The sequence below is a fragment of the Streptomyces thermolilacinus SPC6 genome, assembly GCF_000478605.2.
Lineage (GTDB): Bacteria > Actinomycetota > Actinomycetes > Streptomycetales > Streptomycetaceae > Streptomyces > Streptomyces thermolilacinus.
The window spans coordinates 3,441,637-3,466,423 of the sequence record NZ_ASHX02000001.1 but is presented as its reverse complement, the minus strand read 5'-3'; the positions used below and the strand labels follow the sequence as shown (position 1 = coordinate 3,466,423).

Sequence of the window (24,787 nt, the reverse complement as noted above, 5' to 3'; positions counted from 1 at the left end):
CCCTGCGCGGCCGGTCGCGAACTCGCCAAGGCCGTACCGGGGGCGGGCCGTCGAGGGGCGGGGGCCCCGCCCGGCGACGTCAGGGCCCGTACCGGGGGCGCGCCAGCGTCGAGGGCGGCAGCACGCGCGGCCGGGTCCGCTCCAGGCGCCGCGCCCCCTCCTCCAGCGCGGCGGCCGACGGCACCTCCCCGGCGGCCGCGTCCCCGCCGCGCACCCCCGGCGCGACGCGCAGCGCGGGCGGACCGGCCCGGTCGGGGGCGCCGCGCACGGCCAGGACCAGGCCCCGGCGCGACCGGCCCGGCACGGTGTAGGGCCGGGTGGTGAACCCGGCGGCGCGCAGGGTGGCCTCCACCGTCCAGTACCGGAGCGAACGTTCCGGCAGCGGCCCGGCGTGCACGGCGAGGCGCCCGCCGGGGGCGAGGGCGCGGGCGGTCAGCCCGTAGAACTCCAGCGAGTACGGCGTGGCGCCCGCCCCGGAGCCGGGCGGTGGCAGGTCGGAGAGGACCACGTCGTACGGTGTGCCGCCGCGCGCCGTGCGGAGCCAGTGGAACGGTTCGGCGGACACGACGCGCACCCGTCGGTCGCCGTACGCGTGCCCGTTGAGCCGCGCCAGGGCCGGGTCCGTACGGGCCAGCCGGACCAGTACCGGGTCGGCCTCCACGACCGTCACGGACTCCACGCCCCCGTACCGCAGCACCTCCCGTACGGCCAGCCCGTCACCGCCGCCGAGGACGAGCACGCGCGCGTGGCGGCCCCGCATCGCGGGGTGGACGAGCGCCGGATGGTGGCGGTGCCGGTCGTCGCCGTCCACCCGCAGCCGCCCGTCCACGTACAGGTCCGGCGGCTCGTCCCGGCGGCCCGTCAGGACGACCTCCTGGACGGGCGTCCGCACCGCGACCCGTACGTGTGCCCCGTACACGGCCTGCCGCGCGGCCCGCTCGAAGTCGTCGGCCAGCGCGGCCGCGACGGCGAGCACCGCCAGCACGACGGCGTTCACCGACAACAGCAGCAGCCGCCCGCGGCCCGTGAGGTCCCGGCCGAACAGCCACAGCACCAGCACCCCGCCGGCCAGGGCGTTCACCGCGCCGGTGGCTAGCGCGGTGGTGAGCTGGCCGAGCCAGGGCAGCAGCAGGAACGGGAAGGCGAGCCCGCCGACGAGCGCGCCGACGTAGTCGGCCGCGAACAGGTCCGCGACCGTGCCGCCCGCGTCCTGCCGGGCGCACCGGGAGACCCGCTGGATCAGCGTCATCAGCAGCGGCATCTCCGCGCCGATCAGCGTCCCGATCACGAGCGACACCGCGACCAGGGCGTGGCGTGTGCCGCCCAGCCAGGCGAACGCGCCGTACAGCAGGAGCGCCGAGCAGCCGCCGACCAGCGCGAGCAGCGCCTCCAGCAGCCCGAACCCGACGGCGGCCCGGCAGCGCAGCCGCTTGGCGAGCAGCGAGCCGACGCCCATCGCGAAGACCATCACGGACAGCACGACGGACGCCTGGGTGACGGAGTCGCCGGTCAGGGACGAGGCGAGGGCGACCAGTTCCAGTTCGTAGACCAGCCCGCAGGCGGCGCACACGAACACGGCCGCCAGCACCAGGAACCGGCCCGCCCTCGGCACCGCCCCGCCCGGCGCCGCCGCCGGAACGGACGCCGCCCCCTCGGGAGGGGGCGGCGCCGGTGACGCGGAGGGGGGCGCTTCGAGCATGCGCCCACGCTACGTGAGCGCCCGCACGCGTCTAGTCACCCAAACGGGTGCCACGGCGGCGGCCCTGCGGGGTGAATCCAACGCTTGTCCGGGTCACCACCAGCTGGCCCTCCTGCGGGTACGCGTGCCAGGTGCGCCACCGCACGCGGCCCTCGTGCCGCTGCGCCAGCATGGCCGTGAACGCGTGCGGCGAGCCCGGGAACGTACCGGCCAGGCCGTGCGGGTGGTCCGCGACGAGGGCCAGCAGCTCCTGCGCGCGCCCCGCGAAGGAGTTCTGCGACAGCGTCTCGACACGCGCCGCGAATTCGTACTCCCACGCGCCGACCCGTTTCGCCACCCCGAGCGGGAGCGGTGTGCTGCTGCCGGGGAGACAGGCGACCGTCTCCGAGCAGGTGCCGTTCTCCTCCTCCAGCAGCACCTGGTGGGACGCGCCGAGCAGGCGCATCTGGAGGCTGGCGCCGGCGAGTTCGAGATCGAGCACGGCGAGGGCGGGCAGCGCCTCCCTCCCCAGCGTCCAGGCCAGATCGGCCGCACGCGTGTCGGTGTACGCAGTCTGAAGGGTGGTGAGCATGAGTCAGCTCCGCAAGCACGGTGACGTGACGGGTGGACCGGGGGGTGGCGTCGTCCCGTAAGACGTTCCCAGGGAACTTGAGGTACCGGCTCGGGGTTCATACAAGATCCGAGGGCTCGATGTACTCGACAGCGAGCGAATCATGAACCGCCCGAGGCTCACAGCGTCTTTACCCAACTTGGTTGTGAATACATCCCCCAGGGGGCCTGGGGGTTCAACTGTTCACCGCACGGCGCGCGGCACGGCGCGCACGCCCTCACAAGGGGGCGCCCGGCGAGTGTTCACCACCCTCCGGGCGCCCCGTCGTGGTCGGTGCGGACGGACGGACCGGCTGCCCCGTGTCAGCCGCCTCCGCCTCCGCAACCGCCGCCGCCCCCGCCTCCCCCGTCGCAGGAGCCGCCCCCGCCGCCCCCGCCGCTCCCGCTGTCGCAGGAAGACGACCCTCCGCCCCCGCCGCCGCTGCCGGAGTCGGCCCACAGGGCCATCCCCGCGGTGTCACCGGCCGTGCCGCCCCTGCCGCCGCGGCCCCGCGGGGAGCGGCCCCCGGCGAGTACGACGAGCCCCACCACGAGCAGCAGCACCGCGCCGCCCACCACGATCAGTCCGGTCATGCCGACCGCCTCCTCTCCCCCTCAGGAGCCTCACGCCGAATCAGAGCCCTCACGCCGCTCGCACGCCGCTCAGGACCCGCCACCGCAGCCACCACCGCCGCCGCCGCACGAGGAGGACCCCCCGCACGACGACGAGCCGCCGCACCCGCCACCGCCGCCGCTGTTCCCCCACCAGTTGTCGCTGCGGCGGTACGTCGTGGCCCGCCGGTGCGGCCGCCTCGCGGCGGCGTTGCCCAGCGCGACGATGCCCCCCACGGCCAGCACGATCACCACCATGCCGATTGCGAATTCCATGTCCGGTGTCTCCTCCCCCGTTCCCCCGAGTGATGTGCCTGGGAGATGCCCACCCCGCCGACACCCCCAATCCGCACTTGAGCAACTCCAGAGGTTCCGAACGCGCGACGCGCGTTCCCTCACATCCGCGCCCGCCCGCGCGTGCCCTTGAGGCCGTCCGCGCTTGCCCGCAGGATGGCGCCCATGACCAGAGCACCGCTCAACCGCCGCCTCGCCGGGTTCGGTACGACGATCTTCGCCGAGATGTCCGCCCTCGCGACCGCCACCGGATCGATCAATCTCGGTCAGGGCTTCCCCGACACCGACGGGCCCGAGGAGGTCCGGGAGGCGGCCGTGCGCGCCCTGCGCGACGGGCGCGGCAACCAGTACCCGCCCGGCCCCGGCGTACCCGAGCTGCGCACCGCAATCGCCGACCACCAGCGGCAGCGGTACGGCCTCGCGTACGACCCGGACACCGAGGTCCTGGTCACGGTGGGCGCGACGGAGGCGGTCGCCGCGGCGCTGCTGGCGCTGGTCGAGCCGGGCGACGAGGTGATCGCCCTGGAGCCGTACTACGACTCGTACGCGGCGTGCGTCGCCATGGCGGGCGGCACCCGCGTGCCCGTCACCCTGCGCCCGGACCCGGAGGGCGGGCGGTTCGTCCTGGACCTGGACGAGCTGCGCGCGGCCGTCACCGACCGCACCCGGCTCATCCTGCTCAACACCCCCCACAACCCCACCGGCACCGTCCTCACCCGCGACGAGCTGGCCGCGATCGCCGCGCTCGCCGTCGAGCGGGATCTGCTGGTCGTCACCGACGAGGTCTACGAGCACCTGGTCTTCGACGGGGCGGAGCACGTGCCGATCGCGACGTTCGAGGGCATGCGCGAACGTACGGTGACCATCTCGTCGGCCGGGAAGACGTTTTCGTTCACCGGCTGGAAGGTGGGGTGGCTGACCGCGCCGCCCGAGCTGACCGCCGCGGTGCGCACGGCGAAGCAGTTCCTCACGTACGTGGCGTCCGGCCCGTTCCAGCACGCCATCGCGGAGGCGCTGCGGCTCCCGGAGTCGTACTTCGACACGCTCCGCGCCGACCTGGAGGGCAAGCGGGACATCCTGATGGCGGGGCTCACGGCGGCGGGCTTCGAGGTGTACCGGCCGCGCGGCACGTACTTCATCACCGCGGACATCGCCGGTCTCGGCGAGAAGGACGGCGTGGCGTTCTGCCGCGCCCTCCCCGAGCGCTGCGGCGTCGTCGCCATCCCGAACGCGGTCTTCTACGACCACGCGGACGCGGGCCGCTCACTGATCCGCTTCGCGTTCTGCAAGAAGGAAGCCGTCCTCCGCGAGGCAGCCGACCGCCTGCGGGGACTGGCCTCGTGATCCCGCCCGCATAGGACGTCCGGCGGCTGCCGGAAGGCGCGGACGCACGACAGCGGCCGGGGCGGTGACCTCGTACGGTCACCGCCCCGGCCGCGTCAGGATCGTGCGGGGCCGCTCAGGCCTCGTCGCCCTCGACGGGCTCGTCGCCGTCGGCGGGCGCCAGGCCCAGCTGCTCCATCATCCACTTGTCGAACTCGATCGACGCGCGGACCCAGCTGACGGTGGAGGACACGAAGTGCTCCAGGCTGACGCCCGTGCCGATGAGCATCTGGGCCTCACCGATCAGACGGATGGTGGCGCCACCCTGCTCGTCCTCGTGGAGGTGGCTGTACACCTTGGGCCACAGGGTGCGGCGGTTCCAGTCGTCGATGGTCTCCAGGATCTTCGTGCGGTCCTCGACCGGGTGCGGGCGGTCGTAGAACGTGCGGACGGAGAAGACCTGCTGCTCCGCCTCGCCGCGGAACATGAAGTAGGTGCGGAAGTCCTCCCACGGCGCCGCGAGGTCACCCTCGTCGTCGACGACGTACTTGAGCTCCATCTGCTCGAGGAGCTGCTTCACCAGGTCCTGATCGGGGACGACGGGGCCCGCCGGTCCTGCGGCCTGAGGCTGGGGCTGGCCCCCGAAATTCGGAATCGAGGACGGGTCGATGCTCACCGAGTAATTCCCTTCGTACGGATAGCCGCCATCCTCCCCCATCCCGGCCCGTCGGTGGCAAGCGAAACCGGCCGCGATCCGCTGCGAGCTGACAGACCTCGCCCGCGCGGGGCGCGGAGGCGGGGCCGTGACCAGTCGTACGGCCCCCGGGCCCCGGCGCCCCGCGAACAGCGGCAGGGCGGGACCGAGGACCGGACCGGCCGACCGGGCCCGGCCGTCAAGCCCCGACCGACCGCCCGGCCCAGGTGGCGCCGCACGGGGTCACCGCACCGGGGTCACCGTCAGGCCGTCGTCGTCCACGCGGTCCACGCGGACCGTGTCGCCGTCCGTGATCTCGCCGGACAGGATCTCCCGCGCCAGCCGGTCGCCGATGGCCGTCTGGACCAGGCGGCGCAGCGGCCGCGCGCCGTACGCCGGGTCGTTGCCCTCGTCGGCGAGCCACTCCAGGGCCGCCGGGGTGACGTCCAGCGTGAGGCGGCGCTCGGCGAGGCGCCGGGCCAGGCGGCCGATCTGGAGCCGGGCGATGTGGGCCAGCTCGTCCCGGCTGAGCGCCGAGAACACGACGATGTCGTCCAGCCGGTTCAGGAACTCCGGCTTGAACGAGGCCCGGACCACCTCCAGGACCTGCTCCCGCTTCTCCGCCTCCGTCCTCGTCGGCTCCACCAGGAACTGGCTGCCCAGGTTGGACGTCAGCACCAGGATCGTGTTGCGGAAGTCCACCGTGCGGCCCTGCCCGTCGGTGAGCCGCCCGTCGTCCAGCACCTGGAGCAGGACGTCGAAGACCTCCGGGTGCGCCTTCTCCACCTCGTCCAGCAGGATCACGCTGTACGGGCGCCGCCGCACCGCCTCCGTGAGCTGGCCGCCCTCCTCGTAGCCGACGTAGCCGGGGGGCGCGCCGACCAGGCGGGCGACGGAGTGCTTCTCGCCGTACTCCGACATGTCGATGCGGACCATCGCCCGCTCGTCGTCGAAGAGGAAGTCCGCGAGCGCCTTGGCCAGCTCCGTCTTGCCGACACCGGTCGGGCCGAGGAACAGGAACGAGCCGGTCGGCCGGTCCGGGTCGGCGATGCCCGCGCGCGTACGGCGCACGGCGTCCGACACGGCCCGCACGGCCTCGCTCTGCCCGATCAGGCGCTTGCCGAGCTCGTCCTCCATGCGGAGCAGCTTCTGCGTCTCGCCCTCCAGGAGCCGCCCGGCGGGGATACCGGTCCAGGCGCCGACGACGTCCGCGATGTCGTCCGGGCCGACCTCCTCCTTGACCATCTTGTCCGCGCCCCCGGCGCCCCCGCTCCTGGCGGCCTCCTGCTCGGCCTCCGTGGCCGCGGCGAGCTCCCGCTCCACGGCCGGGATCTCCCCGTACAGCAGCTTGGACGCCGTGTCGAAGTCGCCGTCGCGCTGGGCGCGCTCGGCCTGGCCGCGCAGGTCGTCCAGACGCTCCTTCAGCTCACCGACGCGGTTGAGGCCCTGCTTCTCCTTCTCCCAGCGGGCGGTCAGGCCGCGCAGCTCCTCCTCCTTGTCGGCGAGGTCGCGGCGCAGCTTCTCCAGCCGCTGCACGGAGCCGGGGTCCGTCTCGTTCTTCAGCGCCAGCTCCTCCATGCGGAGCCGGTCCACGGCGCGCTGGAGCTCGTCGATCTCCACGGGGGAGGAGTCGATCTCCATGCGGAGCCGCGACGCCGCCTCGTCCACGAGGTCGATGGCCTTGTCGGGCAGGAAGCGGGAGGTGATGTACCGGTCGGAGAGGGTCGCGGCGGCGACCAGCGCCGAGTCCGCAATCTGCACCTTGTGGTGGGCCTCGTACCGTCCCTTGAGGCCGCGCAGGATGGCGATCGTGTCCTCGACGGACGGCTCGGTGACCAGGACCTGCTGGAAGCGGCGCTCCAGGGCGGGGTCCTTCTCGATGCGCTCGCGGTACTCGTCGAGCGTGGTCGCGCCGACCATGCGCAGCTCGCCGCGGGCCAGCATGGGCTTGAGCATGTTGCCCGCGTCCATGGCGGAGTCGCCGCCGGCGCCCGCGCCGACGACCGTGTGGAGCTCGTCGATGAAGGTGATGATCTGCCCGTCGCTCTCCTTGATCTCGGACAGGACGGTCTTCAGGCGCTCCTCGAACTCGCCCCGGTACTTGGCGCCCGCGACCATGGCGCCCAGGTCGAGGGCGACGAGCTTCTTGTCGCGCAGCGACTCGGGGACGTCGCCCTTCACGATGCGCTGGGCCAGGCCCTCGACGACGGCGGTCTTGCCGACGCCGGGCTCGCCGATCAGCACGGGGTTGTTCTTGGTGCGGCGCGACAGGACCTGCACGACGCGGCGGATCTCCTGGTCGCGGCCGATGACCGGGTCGAGCTTGCCCTCGCGGGCGGCGGCCGTGAAGTCCGTTCCGAACTTCTCCAGCGCCTTGTACTGCCCCTCCGGGTCGGGCGTGGTGACCCGGCGGGTGCCGCGCGAGCGGGTGAAGGCGGCCAGCAGCTTCTTGGCGTCGGCGCCCTGGCGGGTGAGCAGCTCACCGGCCGGTCCGCCCTTGGCGGCGATGCCGATGAGCAGGTGCTCGGTGGAGAGGTACTCGTCGCCGAGCTCGCGGGCGCGGGCCTGCGCGTCGGCGATGACGGCGAGCAGGTCGCGGTTGGGCTGCGGCGGGGCGACGGTGGACCCGGTGACGCTCGGCAGGCCGGCGAGGATCCGCTCCGCCCCGGAGCGTACGGCGGCCTGGTCGGCCTCGACGGCGGCGAGCAGGTCGGTGAGGTTCTCGTTCTCCTGGCCGGTGAGCAGTGCCAGCAGCAGGTGCGCCGGGGTCAGGTCGGGGTGTCCGTCGGACACGGCGCGGCTGGTGGCGGCGTTCAGCGCGTCCCGGCTCTTGTTGGTCAGCTCGGCGTCCACTTGGGCTTGGTCCTCCTCGGCTGCTGGTGTGCGTACGTACCGGCTATGACTCAGCCAACACCCACAAAGTTGAGTCTATTCCACTCAAGGTGATGAGGGCCAGCGTCCACAGGTAGGTTCCGGGCCATGGCCATCGACCTGCGCGACCCCGACCCCTCCTACGTCAGCTTCTGGCGCGAGCGCCACATGTGCACCCTGACCACGCTGCGCCCCGACGGCACCCCCCACGTGGTGGCGGTGGGCGTGACGTACGACCCGGACGGCGGCGAGAAGGGCATCGCCCGGGTGATCACCAACAAGCACAGCCGGAAGGTCGCCAACATCCTGGCCGCCGGCCCGGAGGGCGCGCGGGTCGCCGTGTGCCAGGTGGACGTGGGCCGCTGGGCGACGCTGGAGGGCCGCGCGGTAGTGCGTACGGAGCCGGACGTCGTCGCGGACGCGGTCGCGCGGTACGCGGAGCGGTACGGGCGCACGCCGACGCCCAACCCGGAGCGGGTCGTGATCGAGATCGCCCTCACCCGGGGCATGGGCCGCGCGTAGCACACGGGTGCCGCCTACCCGGTTCCGCGCGCGGGCAGCACAGCGGCGCCATCGTGTTTCAGGTCCACGATGGCGCCGCTGTGTGGGGGAAGCGCCTGGGCGATCTACAACGACGGGGGAATCGCTCAGGCGCTGCGGGGAGTGGCGGTGGTCGTCTCCGCCTCGACGAGCTGGTGGTCACGCTGGTCGAGGTTGACGAAAATCATTCCGTAGCGGATGGCGCAACGGACGGGCTGGGGCGCACCGCGCGGCCGGCGGAGGCACCGGTAGGCGCGGATGTCCTCGTCCTCCCCGCGGGTGATGACGATCGGCTCCCCGAAGAGGGTGACCATCAACGAATCGCCACCCTGCGGCACGGCGGTGACGAGGTCGATGAAGTGCCACCCGGATCGGTAGGCGGACGCCATCTCGCGGCGGAAGCGGGAGTCGTCGGGGACGTTCATGCGACGACACCCGTCGACGTGGAGTCGGCCCCGTCCCACGAGGGCTCGCCGACGCCCGCGGGCGCGACCTCCCACGAGGGTTCACGCGTGTCGGCCGGTCCGGTCTCCCACGAGGGCTCACCGAACGTCGCCGGGGCGGCGTCCCACGAGGGCTCGCCGAGCACCGCCGGGACGGCCTCCCACGAAGGCTCCCCGACACCGGCCGGAGCGGCGTCCCACGAAGGCTCGCGGAAGCTCGCCGGAGTGGCGTCCCACGAAGGCTCACGAGTGTCGGCCGGCCCGACCTCCCACGAGGGCTCACCCGCGACGACGCTGCCCGCGGACACCGTTTCCCACGACGGCTCGCCGCTGAGGGCGGCGACACCGCACGCGGCCGCCGCGGCGACAGCTATGGCGCTAAGTGCACGAACCATCCTGGTCATGGACGATCTCCACCTCTTTTTGTCCTTACCTCCTCCCCCGCGCTTATGACGATGGCTCACTCCTGACGCTTCCACCAGCCGGTACAGGCATCATGTTCCTGAAATACAGGACCCTGAGGGGGGTGCAGATGCGGTCGAAGGTGGACAATCCGGAAACCGGGCACAGTCATGACGAGCTGTGCGAAGCCGGAAAGCGCCTGTACGCGGCCGCCCTGCGCGCCGGCCGGATCGCCCGGTCGGAAATCGACGCGGCTCCCTGCCTCATCGACCTCGCCCTGCTGCATCCGGATCCGGACGAGCCGCAGTGGCTGCGGCCCGTCCCTCCGTCCATCGCCCTCAACCAGCTGATACACCCCATCGAGCGGGAGATACAGCAGCGGCGCCAGCGCGCCCTGTCGTTGGCCGATGCATTCGAGCCGTTCATGACGATCCCCGCCGCGGCGCCCTGCGGCAGCGGAGTCATCAACGTCCTCGAAGGACTCGCCGTCATCAACGCCGAACTCGACCGGGTGATGGACGAGTGCGCGGTCGAACTCCTCACCATCCAGCCCGGCAGCGGCCGCAAACCGGAGACTGTCAAGGCCGCCCTGCGCCGTGTGGAGCCCCTCCTCGACCGCGGTGTCCGGATGCGGACCCTCTACCAGCACACCGCCCGGCACCACTCCGCCACCATGGGGTACGTCGAGCGGATCGTTCCGTACGGGCTGGAAGTGCGCACCCTCGAGGAGATCATCGACCGGCTGATCATCGTGGACCGCAGGATCGCCTTCATCCCGGCGCGCAGCGACCGCCAGGTGGCCCTGGAGCTGCGCCACGAGGGGCTGGTGCAGTACCTCGTCGGCGTCTTCGAGCAGTTCTGGCTGTACGGCATCCCGTGGGAGGAGGACGTCGTCACGTACACGCCGACCCTCAACGGGATAAGCGGCATCCAGCGCTCCATCGCCAAGCTGCTGGTGGAGGGCCACGTGGACGAGGCCATCGCCCGCCGCCTCGGCATGAACGTCCGCACCTGCCGCGCCCACATAGCCAAGCTCGCCTCCACGCTGGGCAGCGGCAGCCGCGCCCAGCTCGGCTACCTCATCGCCAGGTCCGGCATCCTCGACCAGGACCCGGACCCCGGCCAGGACCCCGACCCCGCACACACCCACGACTGACCCCCCGAGGACCTCCGGGCGTACGAGCCCGCGCACGCCACCCCGCGGGCGCCGCGCACCGCCCCACGAGCCGCCCCACCAGCGGTACGCGGCCCCGCACCGCACGACAAGGCCCGCGTAACGTCGTGGAGAGGCCGCGCCCCGTCCTACGAGGCGCCTCACCCCCTCACGAGGCCCCGCACCGCACCGCCCCACGAAGCGCACCGCACAACGAAGCGCACCGCACAACGAGGCCCGCGCACTCGTCTACGCGACCGCGCACCGCCCCACGGCCCGCCCCTCCACTCGTACGAGGCGCACCGCCACCCCGCCCTGCCGTCCGCCCCGCTACAAGCCCGCCCCGCCGCGCTACGGCGTGTACGGCGCCCAGGGCGTGACCTCCACCGCGTCGGTGCTGCCCAGGTCCAGCGGGCCGTCGTGCGGGGCGACCGTCTGCGCCGCGGCCCCGCGGGCGGGCGTGACCCGCAGGTACGCGCCGCTCGTCGCCACGACGTCCGACCGGGTCACGGTGTTCCGCCACAGGACGCCCGACTTCGCCCGCTGCCCCGGCTGGAGCGTGAACACCGACCGCTCCGTCCCGCCGTCCACCGCGTGCGTGCCGAGCCGCACGGTCACGTCCAGCTCCTCGCGCTCCGCGTCCAGCACGGCCACGTCCGGGTAGCCGCTCACCTCGAAGGGACGGCCCCCGCAGTTGTCGAGGAACACCGAAAGCGCCCGCTGTCCCAGCGCCGCCTCCGTGTCGCCCAGCGTGACCCGTACGCCCGACTCCGGGCAGGCCCCCGCCGACGCGGACGCCCCCGGCGCGGGCACGGACGACGCCGACGGCCGCGCCTCCCCGCCCGTCCCCGTACCGCCCGCCGAACAGCCCGTCAGCAGTACCGCCGCGACCACGACGGCCGCCTTCCCCCTCGTACGCATCCCCGGATCATCGCACGCGAAAAGGCCCCCTCCGAGGAGGGGGCCTTCCCGCTGTTCACGGCTGTCGGACTACTCGCCGCCGCGCTTGTTGCCCGGCCGCCACACGACCAACGCACTCGTCTGCTGCACGTCCTGATACGGCACCAGGTCACGCCGGTACGAGGCGTGCACCTGCGCCTCGCGCTGGCGCATCGCCACCGCCGCGCCCTCCAGGGCCGCGGTCAGCTCGGCCACCCGGGCCTGCAGCGCGGTCACCTGGTTCTCCAGCTCGATGATGCGCTTGATTCCGGCCAGGTTGATGCCCTCGTCCTGCGACAGCTGCTGCACCTGGCGGAGCAGCTCGATGTCGCGGGCCGAATAGCGCCGTCCCCGCCCGGCCGTACGGTCCGGGGAGACGAGCCCCAACCGGTCGTACTGGCGCAGGGTCTGCGGGTGCAGCCCACTGAGCTGCGCCGCCACCGAGATGACGTACACCGGGGTCTCATCGGTCAGTTCGTACGGGTTGCGTCGGCGTGCGTCCATTGCCTCAAGCCCCCTTCGCGGCCTGGAAGAGCTCCGCCCGCGGGTCCTCACCCGCGGTGGCTCGACGGTACGCCTCCAGAGCCTCGCGCGCCTCGTCGTTCAGCTCCTTCGGGACGGCGACCTCCACCGTGACGAGCAGGTCGCCGCGGGTGCCGTCCTTGCGGACCGCCCCCTTGCCGCGGGCCCGCATCGTCCGTCCGTTGGGCGTGCCCGCGGGGATCTTCAGCGTGACCGGGGGTCCGCCGAGGGTCGGCACCCTGATCTCGCCGCCCAGCGCCGCCTCCGCGTAGGAGACCGGCACGGTGACGGTGAGGTTGTCGCCCTTGCGGCCGAACACGGGGTGCGCGTCCACGTGGACGACCACGTACAGGTCGCCGGCCGGACCGCCCCGCTCGCCGGGCGCGCCCTTGCCGCGCAGCCTGATCCGCTGCCCGTCGGAGACGCCCGCCGGGATGCGGACCTGCATGGTGCGCGACGACTTGGCCCGGCCGCTGCCGTGGCAGACCTCGCACGGGTCCTCGGCGATCAGCCCCCGGCCCTTGCAGTCCACGCACGGGTCGGTCAGCGAGAAGGACCCACTGCCGCCCCGCGACACCTGGCCCGTGCCCACACACGTGGGGCACACGCGCGGCGTGCCGTTCTTGTCGCCCGTGCCGGAACAGGCCCGGCAGGGCTGCTGGCTGGACATGCGCAGCGGGACCGTCGCCCCGTCCACCGCCTCGGTGAAGCTGAGCGTCACCTCGGACTCGACGTCCTGGCCGCGCCGCGGCTGCGTACGCGCCCCGGTGGCGCCGCCCCGGTTGAACAGCCCGCCGAAGACGTCCCCGAGGCCGCCGCCGAAGCCCCCGGCGCCGCCACCGCCCGCTCCGGCCTGACCGCCGAACAGGTCGCTCAGGTCGAAGTTGAAGGTGCCGCCCGCACCGCCCGGTCCGGGCCGGAAGCCGCCGTTGCCGAAGAGGGCGCGCGCCTCGTCGTACTCCTTGCGCTTCTTGGGATCTCCGAGGATGTCGTTCGCCTCGGAGATCTCCTTGAAGCGGGCCTCCGCGTTGGCGTCGCCCTTGTTGGCGTCCGGGTGGAACTCGCGGGCGAGCTTCCGGTACGCCTTCTTGATCTCGGCTTCGGTCGCGTCCTTGGGGACGCCGAGGACCTTGTAGTAGTCCTTCTCGACGAAGTCCTTCGTACTCATCGACGTCCCTCCTCCCGGACGATCACTGCGTCAGCCCCGGGGCCGGCGGTCCCACGACCGCCGGCCCTGAAGCTGTCAGCCCTCTTCGGGGCCACCGTTCTCCTCGTCGGCCGACTGCTCTTCCTTCGCGGCCGACGCGGCGCCCGGCTGGGGCTCGGCGACGGCGACACGCGCGGGACGGATGGTCCGCTCGCCGATCCGGTACCCCGGCTGGAGGATCGCCACGCAGGTCGTCTCCGTGACGTCCGGCGCGTACGAGTGCATCAGCGCCTCGTGCACGGTCGGGTCGAAGGGCTCGCCCTCCTTGCCGAACTGCTGGAGGCCCATCTTGGCGACGGTGGTCTCCAGCGACTCGGCGACCGACTTGAAGCCGCCGACCAGCTCGCCGTGCTCCCGCGCCCGGCCGATGTCGTCGAGCACGGGCAGCAGCTCGGTCAGGAGGTTCGCGACGGCGACCTCCTTGACCGCGACCCGGTCCCGCTCGACCCGGCGGCGGTAGTTCTGGTACTCGGCCTGAAGCCGCTGGAGGTCCGCGGTGCGCTCGGCGAGCGCGGTGCGGGTCTGGTCCAGCTCGGCGGTCAGACCGGCCGGCTGGTCCTTCTGGTTCGCGTCCCCGGCCGGGGCCGCCGCGCCCTCCTCGGTGGGAGGGGTGTCGGCGGCCTCGGCGGCGTCGTCGGGAGTGGCGCCGGAGGGGACGTCGGACTTCTCCTCGAAGCCCGGAGTCTCCTCCGTCATGCCGCCCCACCCTTCGGCTTCTCGTCGTCGACGATCTCGGCGTCGATCACGTCGTCGTCGGCCTTGGCGCCCTCGGCGCCCGCCTGGGCACCGCCGGCGGCCTGGCCGGCCTGCGCGTCGGCGTACATGGCCTGGCCGAGCTTCTGGGAGACGGCCGCGACCTTCTCGGTGGCCGTGCGGATCTCCGCGGTGTCCTCGCCCTTCAGCTTCTCCTTGAGCTCGTTCACCGCCTCCTCGACCTCGGACTTGATCTCGCCCGGCACCTTGTCGGCGTTGTCGGTGAGGAACTTCTCCGTCTGGTAGACGAGCTGCTCGCCCTGGTTGCGGGTCTCGGCGGCCTCGCGGCGCTTGTGGTCCTCCTCCGCGTACCGCTCGGCCTCCTCACGCATCCGGTCGACCTCGTCCTTGGGGAGCGAGGAGCCGCCGGTGACGGTCATCTTCTGCTCCTTGCCGGTGCCGAGGTCCTTCGCCGTGACGTGCATGATGCCGTTGGCGTCGATGTCGAAGGACACCTCGATCTGCGGGACGCCGCGCGGCGCCGGGGGCAGACCGGTCAGCTCGAACATGCCGAGCTTCTTGTTGTACGCGGCGATCTCGCGCTCGCCCTGGTAGACCTGGATCTGCACCGACGGCTGGTTGTCCTCGGCCGTGGTGAAGATCTCCGAGCGCTTCGTCGGGATCGTCGTGTTGCGCTCGATGAGCTTGGTCATGATGCCGCCCTTGGTCTCGATGCCGAGGGACAGCGGGGTCACGTCGAGGAGCAGGACGTCCTTGACCTCACCCTTGAGGACACCGGCCTGGAGCGAGGCGCCGATCGCGACGACCTCGTCCGGGTTCACCCCCTTGTTGGCCTCCTTGCCGCCGGTCAGCTCCTTGACGAGCTCGGCGACGGCCGGCATACGGGTCGAGCCACCGACGAGGACGACGTGGTCGATCTCGGAGAGCTGGATGCCCGCGTCCTTGATGACGTTGTGGAACGGGATCTTGCAGCGCTCGAGCAGGTCGGCGGTCAGCTGCTGGAACTGGGCGCGCGTGAGCTTCTCGTCCAGGTGCAGCGGGCCCTCGGCGGACGCCGTGATGTAGGGGAGGTTGATCGAGGTCTCGGTGGAAGAGGACAGCTCGATCTTCGCCTTCTCGGCGGCCTCGCGCAGGCGCTGGAGCGCCATCTTGTCCTTGGAGAGGTCCACGCCGTGGCCGCTCTGGAACTGCTTGACCAGGTAGTCGACGACGCGCTGGTCCCAGTCGTCACCACCGAGGTGGTTGTCACCGTTGGTGGCCTTCACCTCGACCACGCCGTCGCCGATCTCCAGGAGCGACACGTCGAAGGTGCCACCGCCGAGGTCGAAGACGAGGATCGTCTGGTCGTCCTTGTCGAGGCCGTACGCCAGGGCGGCGGCGGTCGGCTCGTTGACGATGCGCAGGACGTTCAGGCCCGCGATCTCGCCGGCCTCCTTGGTGGCCTGGCGCTCGGAGTCGTTGAAGTACGCCGGGACGGTGATGACCGCGTCCGTGACCTTCTCGCCCAGGTACGCCTCGGCGTCCCGCTTCAGCTTCTGCAGGATGAACGCGGAGATCTGCTGCGGGTTGAAGTTCTTCCCGTCCAGCTCGATCTTCCAGTCCGTGCCCATGTGGCGCTTGACCGAGCGGATGGTCCGGTCGACGTTGGTGACGGCCTGCCGCTTGGCGACCTCACCCACGAGGACTTCGCCGTTCTTGGCGAAGGCGACGACGGACGGCGTGGTCCTGGCGCCCTCGGCGTTGGTGATGACGGTGGGCTCGCCGCCTTCCAGAACGCTGACGACGGAGTTAGTCGTGCCCAGGTCGATGCCGACCGCACGTGCCATTTCGATTCCTCCAGCTGACTTGAGTGGAACAGACTCAAGGATGCACGACCCAACCGTCGCGGTCAACAGACTTGAGCCAGTCCGGCTCAACTTTTATCCGGTGTTTATACGCAACACGGTGTGCCGCGCCGGTCCGGCGTACCGCTCCGCCTAGGGTGCTGCACACCGGACCTTCCCAACCTTCCACACCTTCCACCCCCTTCGGCGAATGTTCCGGACAAACACCCGCCACCCGCCATGAGCTCCCCAGAACGGTCAGGTGTCGTGCCCATGCACCCCAAGCGCCTCCTGGATCTCACCCTCGGCTCCGCACTCCTCACCCTCGCGGCCCCCGCCCTGCTCGCCGCCGCGGCCGCCCGCGCCCTGCGCCGCCGCCCCGGCACGCGCACCAGCGACGAGGGCGTTCTCGTACGGGAAACCGTCACCGGCCTGCACGGCCACCCCTTCACACTGCGCACACTGCCCGTACGGCGGCTGCGCCTCGACGCGCTGTCCCGGCTGCCCCACGTCGTACGCGGCGAGATGTCGCTCGTCGGCCCCGCACCGCTGCCGCCCGGCGCCCCCGGCGCGGACGCGACATGGCGGCAGCTCGTCAAGCCGGGCATGACCGGCCTGGCGCGGGTCAGAAGGGGCTCCACGCTCCCCTGGGACGAGCCGCTGCTGCTGGACCAGCACTACGTGGAGCACCATGGGATGGGACTGGACGCCGCTCTGCTGCTCCGCACCCCCGTGGCCCTCGCGCGCGAAGCGCGGCGCGGACGGCGGTGAGGGGCGGCGGTGAGGGGCGGCGGTCAGGCTCACCTGAGCGACGCAGATCACCGCGTGCGCGGCTACAGTGCGGCGGAATAACTGGGTACGCTCGTCAGTCGAACCCCATAAGTTACCGCTTAGTAATGCCGGAACCCCCACCTCGCAGGCCCGAGGAGCCCCCATGCAACTCGCCGCGATCATTGTGTCGCTGACCCTGACCGTGGTCGGCGTTGCGCTCTTTGCCCGAGCGATCGCGCAGATCTACCGGTTCGTGAGGCTCGGCCAGCCCGTGCCGGCCGGCAGCCGCACCGACAACTGGAAGGCCCGCACGGTCACCGTGGTCCGGGAATTCCTCGGTCACACCCGGATGAACCGCTGGGGGATCGTCGGCTTCGCGCACTGGTTCGTCGCCGTCGGCTTCCTCACCCTTCCGCCCACGCTGGCGCAGGCGTACGGGCAGCTCTTCCAGGCCGACTGGACGCTGCCCCTGCTCGGCGGCTTCCTGCCGTTCGAGATGTACATCGAGTTCATCGGCCTGATGACCGTGGTCGGCATCGCCGTCCTCATGGTCATCCGCCTGCTGAGCCTGCCGTCCCGTCCGGGCCGCAAGTCGCGCTTCGCCGGCTCCAAGGCCTGGCAGGCGTACTTCGTCGAGTACGTCATCCTCACCATCGGCCTCGCCATCCTGGTCCTGCGCGGCCTTGAGGGCGCCATCCACCACGTCGACTCCTACGAGGCGGCGTACTTCGTCTCGTACCCGCTGGTCCTGGCCTTCGAGGGGCTGTCGCTCGGCACCCTGCAGACCCTGATCTACCTCGCCGCCATGGTGAAGATCAGCGTCTCCCTGATCTGGATGATCACGGTTTCGCTCAACACCAACATGGGCGTCGCGTGGCACCGCTTCCTCGGCTTCCCGAACATCTGGTTCAAGCGCAACGCCACCGGCGAGACCGCGCTGGGCGCCCTGCCGCCGATGACCTCCGGCGGCAAGGAGATCGACTTCGAGACCGTCTTCGACGACGAGGAGGGCGCCGAGGAGACCGTCTTCGGTGTCTCCCAGGTCGAGCACTTCTCGTGGAAGGGCATCCTCGACTTCTCGACGTGCACCGAGTGCGGCCGCTGCCAGTCGCAGTGCCCCGCCTGGAACACGGGCAAGCCGCTCTCCCCGAAGCTGCTGATCATGTCGCTGCGCGACCACGCGCACGCCAAGGCGCCGTACCTGCTCGCCGGTGGCGGCAAGACGATGGAGGGCGAGGAGAAGGCGTCCGCCGAGGCGCTGAAGGACGTCCCCGCCTCCGCCCTCGCCGAGGCCGAGCGCCCGCTGATCGGCACCGCCGAGGAGAACGGCGTCATCGACCCGGACGTCCTGTGGTCCTGCACCACCTGCGGCGCCTGCGTCGAGCAGTGCCCGGTCGACATCGAGCACATCGACCACATCGTCGACATGCGCCGCTACCAGGTGATGATCGAGTCCGCGTTCCCGTCCGAGGCGGGCACGATGCTCAAGAACCTGGAGAAGAAGGGCAACCCCTGGGGCCTGGCGAAGAAGCAGCGCGTCGAGTGGACCAAGGAGGTCGACTTCGAGGTCCCGATCGTCGGCAAGGACATCGAGGACCTCACCGAGGTCGACTACCTGTACTGGGTCGGCTGCGCCGGCGCCCTGGAGGACCGCGCCAAGAAGACCACCAAGGCCTTCGCGGAGCTGCTGCACATGGCGGGCGTCAAGTTCGCGATCATGGGCGGCGACGAGAAGTGCACCGGTGACTCGCCGCGGCGCCTGGGCAACGAGCCGCTGTTCCAGCAGCTCGGCCAGGAGAACGTCGCGATGCTGAACATGGCGTTCGGCGAGGACGAGGACGAGCCCTCGACCAGGAAGCCGAAGTCCGCGAAGAAGATCGTCGCGACCTGCCCGCACTGCTTCAACACGATCGCGAACGAGTACCCGCAGCTCGGCGGCGAGTTCGAGGTCATCCACCACACGCAGCTGCTCCAGCACCTCATCGACGAGGGCCGACTCGTCCCGGTGACCCCGGTCGACGGCCTGATCACCTACCACGACCCGTGCTACCTGGGCCGGCACAACAAGGTCTACACGCCGCCGCGCGAGATCATGACCGCCGTCCCCGGCCTGCGCCAGCAGGAAATGCACCGCCACAAGGAGCGCGGCTTCTGCTGCGGCGCCGGCGGCGCGCGGATGTGGATGGAGGAGCGCATCGGCAAGCGCATCAACACCGAGCGCGTCGACGAGGCCCTGTCGCTCAACCCGGACATCGTGTCCACGGCGTGCCCGTTCTGCCTGGTCATGCTGACGGACTCGGTGAACGGCAAGAAGAACGAGGGACAGGCCAAGGAGTCGCTCCAGGTCGTGGACGTGGCGCAGCTCCTCCTGGAGTCGGTGAAGACCCCGGCGCCCGAGGCCCCGGAGTCCGACGAGGCCGCGGAGCCGGAGCCGGCGAAGTAGTACGCCTCGGCGGCCTTCGGGCACCGGGACGGTCTCAGGGCCGGGTCCTCCCCCACGGGGGCGGGCGCGGCCCTTCCTGTACGGCCCCCCACGGGGGCGGGCGCGGCCCCTCCCGTACGGCCCCACCGGAACGCCCCCTGCCCCTCCCCAACGGCCCCTCGCCCCACGCACCCGCCGGGCGGACGCACCCCCTCCGGGGGACGTACTCCCTCCGGCGGACGCACCCCCTCCGCATACCTCCCGACCCCTAGGGGACACCAGCTAGGGGATGTCACAGGTCAGCAGCAATGACGTCCTGTCACGCCACCGGGTACGCCCCCACCCGCCGGACCGGGTACGTTCGTTGACGTGGCTGGATTCAGGATCGGACGCGGCCGGGACAACCGCACCCCGCACCAACAAGGGCAGCAGGCCCCGCACACGCGGCAGGGGCCGTACGGCAACGGCAACCCGCCCGCGCCGCCGTCGTACGCGTCGCCGCAACAGCAGTGGCCGCGCGACGGCCGCACGCACGGCGAGCCGGAGTACTTCGGCGACCCGTACCAGCAGCAGGGCGGGCACCACCCGCAGCACCAGGGCGGGCACCACCCCCAGCACCCGCACCACCCCCAGCAGCCGTACGCGCCCCACGCGCACGCCGCGAACAACCCGGGCCACACCCAGGTGTTCAGCGTCAACGAGGACCCGTACGGCCCGCCGGACACGTACCAGGCGGGCGACGCCGCCCCGTCGGGCCCGCGCCTGCCGTGGCAGCAGCTCCTGACGGGCATCGTGATGCGCCCGGGCCCGACGTTCTGGCAGATGCGCGACCACGCCGTGTGGGTGCCGGCGCTGGTGGTCACCTTCGTCTACGGCCTGATGGCGCTGTTCGGCTTCGACAAGGCCCGCGAGGAGACGATCAACTCCACCCTCGCGACCGCGGTCCCCGCCGTCCTGATCACCGCCCTGATGTTCGTCGTCGGCGGTCTGATCCTGGGCGCGGTGACCCACACCCTGGCGCGCCAGCTCGGCGGCAACGGGGCGTGGCAGCCGACGGTGGGCCTGTCCATGCTGATCATGTCGATGACGGACGCCCCGCGCCTGCTGTTCGCGATGTTCCTGGGCGGAGAGAACCCGCTGGTGCAGGTGATCGGCTGGCTGTCGTGGGTGGCGGCGGGCGCGCTGTTCACGTCGATGGTCAGCAAGTCGCACGACCTGCCGTGGCCGAAGGCCCTGGGCGCGTCGGCGATCCAGCTGGTGGCGCTGCTGTCCCTGATCAAGCTGGGCACCCTGTAGGGGCCCGGAGGGGTACGTGTGAGGGCCCGCGACCGCCACCGGTCGCGGGCCCTTACACGTACACGCACGCCACTCAGGCGTCGAGAACCTGCCCGGTACGCCTGACGACGGGCTTCTCGACGCTCCAGGGGAAGTTGATCCAGTCGTCGGTGCGCTTCCACACGTACTCGCACTTCACGAGCGACTGGGACTTCTCGTAGATGACCGCGGAGCGGACCTCGGCGACGTGGTCGAGGCAGAAGTCGTGGACGAGCTTCAGCGTCTTGCCCGTGTCGGCGACGTCGTCGGCGATGAGGACCTTCTTGTTGCTGAAGTCGATCGCGTTCGGGACGGGCGCGAGCATGACCGGCATCTCCAGCGTGGTGCCGACGCCCGTGTAGAACTCCACGTTCACGAGGTGGATGTTCTTGCAGTCCAGCGCGTACGCGAGACCACCGGCGACGAACACGCCGCCGCGGGCGATGGACAGCACGACGTCGGGCTCGTACCCGTCGTCCGCGATGGTCTGGGCGAGCTCGCGCACCGCGCGGCCGAACCCTTCGTACGTGAGGTTCTCCCGTACACCACTCATGCTCACACCTGCGTCCGATGGAAGTTCTGGAAGGACCGCGAGGCCGTGGGCCCGCGCTGCCCCTGGTACCGGGACCCGTACCGCTCGCTGCCGTACGGGAACTCGGCCGGCGAGCTGAGGCGGAACAGGCACAGCTGGCCGATCTTCATTCCCGGCCACAGCTTGATCGGCAGGGTCGCGAGGTTCGACAATTCCAGGGTCACATGTCCGGAGAACCCGGGGTCGATGAAACCCGCGGTCGAATGCGTGACGAGACCGAGCCGCCCGAGGGAGCTCTTGCCCTCCAGCCGGGAGGCGATGTCCTCGGGCAGGGAGATGACCTCGTACGTGGAGGCGAGCACGAACTCGCCCGGGTGGAGGATGAACGCCTCGTCCCCCTCCGGCTCCACCAGCCGGGTCAGATCGGCCTGCTCGACGGCCGGGTCGATGTGGGGGTAGCGGTGATTCTCGAACACCCGGAAGTAGCGGTCGAGCCGCACGTCGATGCTCGAGGGCTGCACCATGGATTCGTCGTACGGGTCGATCCGCACCCGTCCGGATTCGATCTCGGCCCGGATGTCCTTGTCTGAGAGAAGCACGTCCCGAGGATACGCAGAGCGCGCGGGCCCGCCCCAATCGGACAGGCGCCGCGCGCTCTCCCACCAGCGACGACGAGCCGGACGTACGGCCTTCCGCTATCCGCGGCCGCCCGCTCCCGCGCTCACGGGCACGGCGCTCCGCAGCCGCGCGCACCGGGGACAGCGAAGGAGCCGCCCGGGCCCGATCCGCCCGGCACCGAGGTTCTGCATCGGGAACGTCGCGGTACTGAACACATGCCCTTCGGCACACCGGACGACGGTTCGCTCCATGGAGTCCATCAAGCCCTTTCCCCAACAAGCGGTGGACGAGACAGCCACATTAGGGGATCAACAGGACACCACTCCAGGCGGCACTCCGTCCCTCACCCTACGCCCCAACTCCCCACCGCCGTCGCCGGGATCACCCCACCCGACACACGGAAACCCCACGGCGCGATTCACCGGAGGGCTGCGGATGAGGTACAGTGAGCGACGATGCGGCCCGGATCTCCGGCCGCCGCGCGGGTGTAGTTTAATGGTAGAACATGAGCTTCCCAAGCTCAGAGCGCGGGTTCGATTCCCGTCACCCGCTCCACGACGAAGGCCCTGGTTCAGCGACCAGGGCCTTATCTGTTGTCTGGAGCAGCTCAGGTCTCCCGTGCCCGTTGCGTGCCCGATGCCTTCTCGCGCTCGCTCTGCACGAGCCGGTCGAGCCCGGCGGCGACCTCCCTCTGCCGCTCGTGGTCGGAGTGCTGGTAGATCAGCGCGGCTTTCTCGGTGGACTGGGCCGCGCGGACCGTCGTGTCCTTGAACGTGGCGCCCGAGCGGGGCGCGAGGGTGTGGCGGGTGTGACGAAGGTCGTAGAGCCGGAAGTCCTGCGGGGGGCCGCGGCGCCACTTGCGCCCGGAGGTCGACCGCCGGAACGGTTTGCCCTTCTCCCCACGAACAGCAGCACGTCCGGCCCCTTCTCCGCGTACCAGCCGAGGTGCCGCCGGAGGTCGGTCGCAGGAAGGCCGGCAGGACGACGGCCGCTTCCCCGCCTCCGAGTCGAGCGTGTTCGCCATACCTGTCAGGCACGGCGATGCCTCCGTGCCGGTGACAGGCAGGTCGTTGCATGCCCTGCTCGCGGGCAAGGTTCGCCTCTCGGGCTGATCAGGCATCAGCGCGCGCCTGCGCCTGGTGCGTGCGCAGAGCGCGGGGGGTCGCGGGCGGGGTGCGGTGGGGCCGGGAGCGGGGGGTGTTGACCGGCTCCCGGCGGTGGGGTGGGGGTCCGGGCTAGCGGGCTGTTCGGCCGAGGGTGGCGGTCTCGCGTACGGCCTTGGCTATGGCCCGGTAGTCCTTGCGCAGGATCGCGCCGTGGTTGCTCGCGACCTTCGCGCTCACCTTGACGTTCGGGTTGCGGGCGGTCACCGGGTCCAGGCCGGCGCGGATCCGTTCCTGCTCGTCGCCGCGGCTTCCGAAGGACGTACCCGAGGCGACCACGTACCGCGTCGGGACGGTGAGGCCCTCCAGTACGGGGGTCAGCTCCCGCGCGCCGCCGAGCCTGCCCAGCTCGATGTTGCTGTTCGCCTGCTGCTCCGCGGTCATGCGCGGGGTCAGGCCCGTCGGGCGCAGCAGCGGCATGATCCAGCCCAGGCGCCGGAACAGCTTCCGTATCCGCTGCTCCATCGCCTCGTCCATCCAGTCGTACGGGAACGCGCCGTCCACCAGCACCGCGCCGAGGGTGCGGTCCGGGTTCCGGTGGGCCCAGTGCGCGGCGACGTACGCGCCGTACGACCAGCCCACCAGCAACGCCCGCTCCACGCCCCTGGCCGCGAGCACCGTGCCGACGTCCCGGACGGCGGCCTCGAAGGAGTAGTCCGCCGAGCGCTTCGACTTGCCGCGCGCCCGCTCGTCGTACGTGATGTGCCGCCATTCCGGGCCGAGGTCGGCGATGGTGCGCCGCCAGTACCCCTGGGTGGCGAACTGGCCGTTGAGGTAGACGACGGGGATGCCGGGGCCGCCGGTGTCGGTGACCGCCAGGGCCGTGTCGTCCACCGGCACCATGCCGGTCCACGCCGGGATGTCCGAGGACGGGTCGGTCGAGGGCGTGCTGTTCTTCGTCATGTGTTCCCCCTGGTCGCTGTTGCTTCGGGCTTCTCGTCCCGTACGGGTTGTTGTCCTGGTCGCGCGTGTGCCGCTGCTTCAGAGGCTGCGGGCCGTGATGTCGCCCTGGGAGGTGGTGGCGCGGATGTCGAGTCCGACGGTGCCGTCGTTCCTGAGGGCGTTGCTGACGCGGCCGTACCCGGTGCCCGCGTCCAGGGCCGCCGAGACGCCCGCGGCGGCGCCGACCGTGATGTCGCCGGACTGGGTGCGGAGCTGGACCGTGCCGCGTACCGCCTCCGCGATGCGGATGTCGCCCCGCGCGGTGCTGATCTCCGCGGGGCCGCCCAGGTGGCCGACCTCGACGTCCCCGTCGATCGCCGTGAGGCGGACGCTCGCCGCCTCGTCCAGCTTGATCTGCCGGTACGCGCCGTCGAACGCGACGTCCCCGAGGCGGCCGACGCCCCGCAGCTCGGTGGCCGCGGCCCTGGCCTCGACGTGGGAGCCGGCGGGCATCCGGACGGTGACCTCCAGGGAGCCGGTGGGGCCGACGAGCTGGTTCCGGGGCTCGGGGGCGTCGATCCGCAGGACGCCGTCGGCGTAGGTGACGGTGGTCTGCTCGGCCGCCTGTACGTCGCGCTTCTTGGCGGGGTTGGCGGGCCGGACCTCGACGGTGGTGTCGGCACGGTCGGCGGCGATGAGCTGGACGCGTCCGGCGGGGACGGCCAGGACGGCGGAGATCGGGCTGGGCGTGTCGAACTTCTGCATCGTGCTCTCCCGGTGCGCGTTTCGTTTCTGACATTGGAAACGCTACGTTGCCTTGACGGTGTAGGCAACGTCCTTGTTGCAAGCAAAGCTTGTTTAGCAAGGCCAGAGGGATCTTTTTGTTGCAACGACACTGAGGTCTAATGCAACGAGGAGGTCGCCTTCATTGCAATGGAGTCGAGTGAAAGCGACGGGTGTGGGCAGATCAGCGGCCGGAGTGCTCCTGGGCGTACGGCGCTCTCAGCGCCGTACGCGGCGGGCTCGACGGCGGCGGCGCAGCCAGTCGCCGGCCTCCCCCAGGGCGACGAACACGGCCGCCGACGCCGCGCAGCCCCACAAGGTCGTTCCGTGGCCGAGCAGCGTGGCCGGCACCCACAGGACGACCGTCAGCAGGGCCCACCACGCCGTCATCGACGTGGCCTCGGTCCAGCGGCGCGTTCCCTTCACATCCGCACCGTACGCCGGTCCACGGCGCCCTGGTACGGCGGTGGTCGCCGCT

25 protein-coding genes, 1 tRNA gene and 1 pseudogene are annotated in these 24,787 nt (G+C 71.5%); 7 read left to right on the top strand and 20 right to left on the bottom strand.

Translation table 11 applies throughout. The annotated features are described in order from the left end of the window. Positions 1 to 79 precede the first annotated feature (79 nt). The 4 genes from J116_RS15040 to J116_RS15025 all read right to left on the bottom strand — a co-directional run bounded on the left by J116_RS15040 (position 80) and on the right by J116_RS15025 (position 3,175). Positions 80 to 1,699, bottom strand: a complete 1,620-nt coding sequence (locus J116_RS15040) for a polyamine aminopropyltransferase (RefSeq protein WP_079147737.1) — start codon at positions 1,697 to 1,699, stop codon at positions 80 to 82. Positions 1,700 to 1,730: 31 nt separating this feature from the next. Further along, positions 1,731 to 2,270: a DUF2617 family protein gene (locus J116_RS15035; protein WP_023587889.1), complete on the bottom strand. Its 540-nt coding sequence runs from the start codon at positions 2,268 to 2,270 to the stop codon at positions 1,731 to 1,733. Between the two features lie 341 nt (positions 2,271 to 2,611). Then, the gene (locus tag J116_RS31245; protein ID WP_037946711.1) at positions 2,612 to 2,881 is read right to left on the bottom strand and encodes a hypothetical protein; all 270 of its coding nucleotides are present in this window, start codon (positions 2,879 to 2,881) and stop codon (positions 2,612 to 2,614) included. Between the two features lie 69 nt (positions 2,882 to 2,950). Beyond that, entirely contained in the window at positions 2,951 to 3,175 is a 225-nt protein-coding gene (locus tag J116_RS15025; RefSeq protein WP_028964078.1) for a hypothetical protein, read from the bottom strand. A 174-nt stretch (positions 3,176 to 3,349) separates the two neighbouring features. On the opposite strand from J116_RS15025, the gene J116_RS15020 reads away from it, so the two are divergent. Continuing rightward, entirely contained in the window at positions 3,350 to 4,537 is a 1,188-nt protein-coding gene (locus J116_RS15020) for a pyridoxal phosphate-dependent aminotransferase (protein ID WP_028964077.1), read from the top strand. A 115-nt stretch (positions 4,538 to 4,652) separates the two neighbouring features. Here J116_RS15020 and J116_RS15015 read toward each other — a convergent pair whose 3' ends face one another. Further along, positions 4,653 to 5,192 carry a type III secretion system chaperone family protein gene (locus J116_RS15015; protein ID WP_023587887.1) on the bottom strand — a complete coding sequence of 180 codons (540 nt, stop codon included), beginning with the start codon at positions 5,190 to 5,192 and terminating at the stop codon, positions 4,653 to 4,655. A 261-nt stretch (positions 5,193 to 5,453) separates the two neighbouring features. After that, positions 5,454 to 8,063 (bottom strand): ATP-dependent chaperone ClpB, encoded by a 2,610-nt coding sequence (clpB, locus tag J116_RS15010; protein WP_023587886.1) that lies wholly within the window; start codon positions 8,061 to 8,063, stop codon positions 5,454 to 5,456. Between the two features lie 126 nt (positions 8,064 to 8,189). On the opposite strand from clpB, the gene J116_RS15005 reads away from it, so the two are divergent. Beyond that, complete coding sequence (locus tag J116_RS15005) at positions 8,190 to 8,603, top strand: pyridoxamine 5'-phosphate oxidase family protein (protein WP_023587885.1); 414 nt, start codon at positions 8,190 to 8,192, stop codon at positions 8,601 to 8,603. A 125-nt stretch (positions 8,604 to 8,728) separates the two neighbouring features. Here the strand turns inward: J116_RS15005 and J116_RS15000 are convergent, their stop codons facing one another. Both J116_RS15000 and J116_RS14995 read right to left on the bottom strand, forming a co-directional pair. Next, complete coding sequence (locus tag J116_RS15000) at positions 8,729 to 9,046, bottom strand: Rieske (2Fe-2S) protein (RefSeq protein ID WP_023587884.1); 318 nt, start codon at positions 9,044 to 9,046, stop codon at positions 8,729 to 8,731. Beyond that, positions 9,043 to 9,468 carry a hypothetical protein gene (locus J116_RS14995; protein WP_023587883.1) on the bottom strand — a complete coding sequence of 142 codons (426 nt, stop codon included), beginning with the start codon at positions 9,466 to 9,468 and terminating at the stop codon, positions 9,043 to 9,045. The genes J116_RS15000 and J116_RS14995 overlap by 4 nt, the downstream gene beginning before the upstream one ends. Before the next feature lie 128 nt (positions 9,469 to 9,596). On the opposite strand from J116_RS14995, the gene J116_RS14990 reads away from it, so the two are divergent. Then, positions 9,597 to 10,622: a hypothetical protein gene (locus J116_RS14990; protein ID WP_028964076.1), complete on the top strand. Its 1,026-nt coding sequence runs from the start codon at positions 9,597 to 9,599 to the stop codon at positions 10,620 to 10,622. A gap of 348 nt (positions 10,623 to 10,970) precedes the next feature. Here J116_RS14990 and J116_RS14985 read toward each other — a convergent pair whose 3' ends face one another. The 5 genes from J116_RS14985 to dnaK all read right to left on the bottom strand — a co-directional run bounded on the left by J116_RS14985 (position 10,971) and on the right by dnaK (position 15,827). Beyond that, positions 10,971 to 11,540: a DUF4232 domain-containing protein gene (locus J116_RS14985; protein WP_023587881.1), complete on the bottom strand. Its 570-nt coding sequence runs from the start codon at positions 11,538 to 11,540 to the stop codon at positions 10,971 to 10,973. 69 nt (positions 11,541 to 11,609) lie between these two features. Then, positions 11,610 to 12,062: a heat shock protein transcriptional repressor HspR gene (locus J116_RS14980; RefSeq protein ID WP_023587880.1), complete on the bottom strand. Its 453-nt coding sequence runs from the start codon at positions 12,060 to 12,062 to the stop codon at positions 11,610 to 11,612. 4 nt (positions 12,063 to 12,066) lie between these two features. Beyond that, positions 12,067 to 13,248 carry a molecular chaperone DnaJ gene (gene dnaJ / locus J116_RS14975; RefSeq protein WP_023587879.1) on the bottom strand — a complete coding sequence of 394 codons (1,182 nt, stop codon included), beginning with the start codon at positions 13,246 to 13,248 and terminating at the stop codon, positions 12,067 to 12,069. A 75-nt stretch (positions 13,249 to 13,323) separates the two neighbouring features. Continuing rightward, entirely contained in the window at positions 13,324 to 13,983 is a 660-nt protein-coding gene (gene grpE, locus J116_RS14970) for a nucleotide exchange factor GrpE (RefSeq protein ID WP_023587878.1), read from the bottom strand. Beyond that, positions 13,980 to 15,827 carry a molecular chaperone DnaK gene (gene dnaK / locus J116_RS14965; RefSeq protein ID WP_023587877.1) on the bottom strand — a complete coding sequence of 616 codons (1,848 nt, stop codon included), beginning with the start codon at positions 15,825 to 15,827 and terminating at the stop codon, positions 13,980 to 13,982. The genes grpE and dnaK overlap by 4 nt, the downstream gene beginning before the upstream one ends. 270 nt (positions 15,828 to 16,097) lie before the next feature. Here dnaK and J116_RS14960 point away from each other — a divergent pair, with 270 nt between their 5' ends. The 3 genes from J116_RS14960 to J116_RS14950 all read left to right on the top strand — a co-directional run bounded on the left by J116_RS14960 (position 16,098) and on the right by J116_RS14950 (position 20,313). Then, on the top strand, positions 16,098 to 16,595 hold the full coding sequence (locus J116_RS14960; protein WP_317135525.1) for a sugar transferase: 498 nt from the start codon (positions 16,098 to 16,100) through the stop codon (positions 16,593 to 16,595). A 163-nt stretch (positions 16,596 to 16,758) separates the two neighbouring features. Next, positions 16,759 to 19,038: a (Fe-S)-binding protein gene (locus J116_RS14955; protein WP_023587876.1), complete on the top strand. Its 2,280-nt coding sequence runs from the start codon at positions 16,759 to 16,761 to the stop codon at positions 19,036 to 19,038. Between the two features lie 348 nt (positions 19,039 to 19,386). After that, the gene (locus J116_RS14950; protein WP_023587875.1) at positions 19,387 to 20,313 is read left to right on the top strand and encodes a Yip1 family protein; all 927 of its coding nucleotides are present in this window, start codon (positions 19,387 to 19,389) and stop codon (positions 20,311 to 20,313) included. Positions 20,314 to 20,386: 73 nt separating this feature from the next. Here J116_RS14950 and J116_RS14945 read toward each other — a convergent pair whose 3' ends face one another. The 3 genes from J116_RS14945 to J116_RS30940 all read right to left on the bottom strand — a co-directional run bounded on the left by J116_RS14945 (position 20,387) and on the right by J116_RS30940 (position 21,741). Beyond that, positions 20,387 to 20,884 carry a phosphoribosyltransferase gene (locus tag J116_RS14945; protein WP_023587874.1) on the bottom strand — a complete coding sequence of 166 codons (498 nt, stop codon included), beginning with the start codon at positions 20,882 to 20,884 and terminating at the stop codon, positions 20,387 to 20,389. Positions 20,885 to 20,886: 2 nt separating this feature from the next. Continuing rightward, positions 20,887 to 21,462 carry a dCTP deaminase gene (gene dcd, locus J116_RS14940; protein WP_023587873.1) on the bottom strand — a complete coding sequence of 192 codons (576 nt, stop codon included), beginning with the start codon at positions 21,460 to 21,462 and terminating at the stop codon, positions 20,887 to 20,889. A gap of 96 nt (positions 21,463 to 21,558) precedes the next feature. Beyond that, positions 21,559 to 21,741, bottom strand: coding sequence for a hypothetical protein (locus J116_RS30940; RefSeq protein WP_023587872.1), 183 nt, complete (start codon positions 21,739 to 21,741; stop codon positions 21,559 to 21,561). Between the two features lie 221 nt (positions 21,742 to 21,962). Between J116_RS30940 and J116_RS14935 the strand changes: the two genes are divergently transcribed. Next, positions 21,963 to 22,036, top strand: a tRNA-Gly gene (locus J116_RS14935). 52 nt (positions 22,037 to 22,088) lie between these two features. On the opposite strand, the pseudogene J116_RS14930 reads toward J116_RS14935, so the two are convergent. The 4 genes and pseudogenes from J116_RS14930 to J116_RS14915 form a co-directional block, all read right to left on the bottom strand. Next, positions 22,089 to 22,479 (bottom strand): annotated as a pseudogene (locus J116_RS14930) (tyrosine-type recombinase/integrase); the annotation flags it as partial. A gap of 237 nt (positions 22,480 to 22,716) precedes the next feature. Continuing rightward, the gene (locus tag J116_RS14925) at positions 22,717 to 23,547 is read right to left on the bottom strand and encodes an alpha/beta fold hydrolase (protein ID WP_023587870.1); all 831 of its coding nucleotides are present in this window, start codon (positions 23,545 to 23,547) and stop codon (positions 22,717 to 22,719) included. Positions 23,548 to 23,625: 78 nt separating this feature from the next. After that, positions 23,626 to 24,291, bottom strand: a complete 666-nt coding sequence (locus J116_RS14920) for a DUF4097 family beta strand repeat-containing protein (RefSeq protein WP_023587869.1) — start codon at positions 24,289 to 24,291, stop codon at positions 23,626 to 23,628. 237 nt (positions 24,292 to 24,528) lie between these two features. Beyond that, on the bottom strand, positions 24,529 to 24,735 hold the full coding sequence (locus J116_RS14915; RefSeq protein ID WP_028964075.1) for a hypothetical protein: 207 nt from the start codon (positions 24,733 to 24,735) through the stop codon (positions 24,529 to 24,531). Positions 24,736 to 24,787 lie beyond the last annotated feature (52 nt).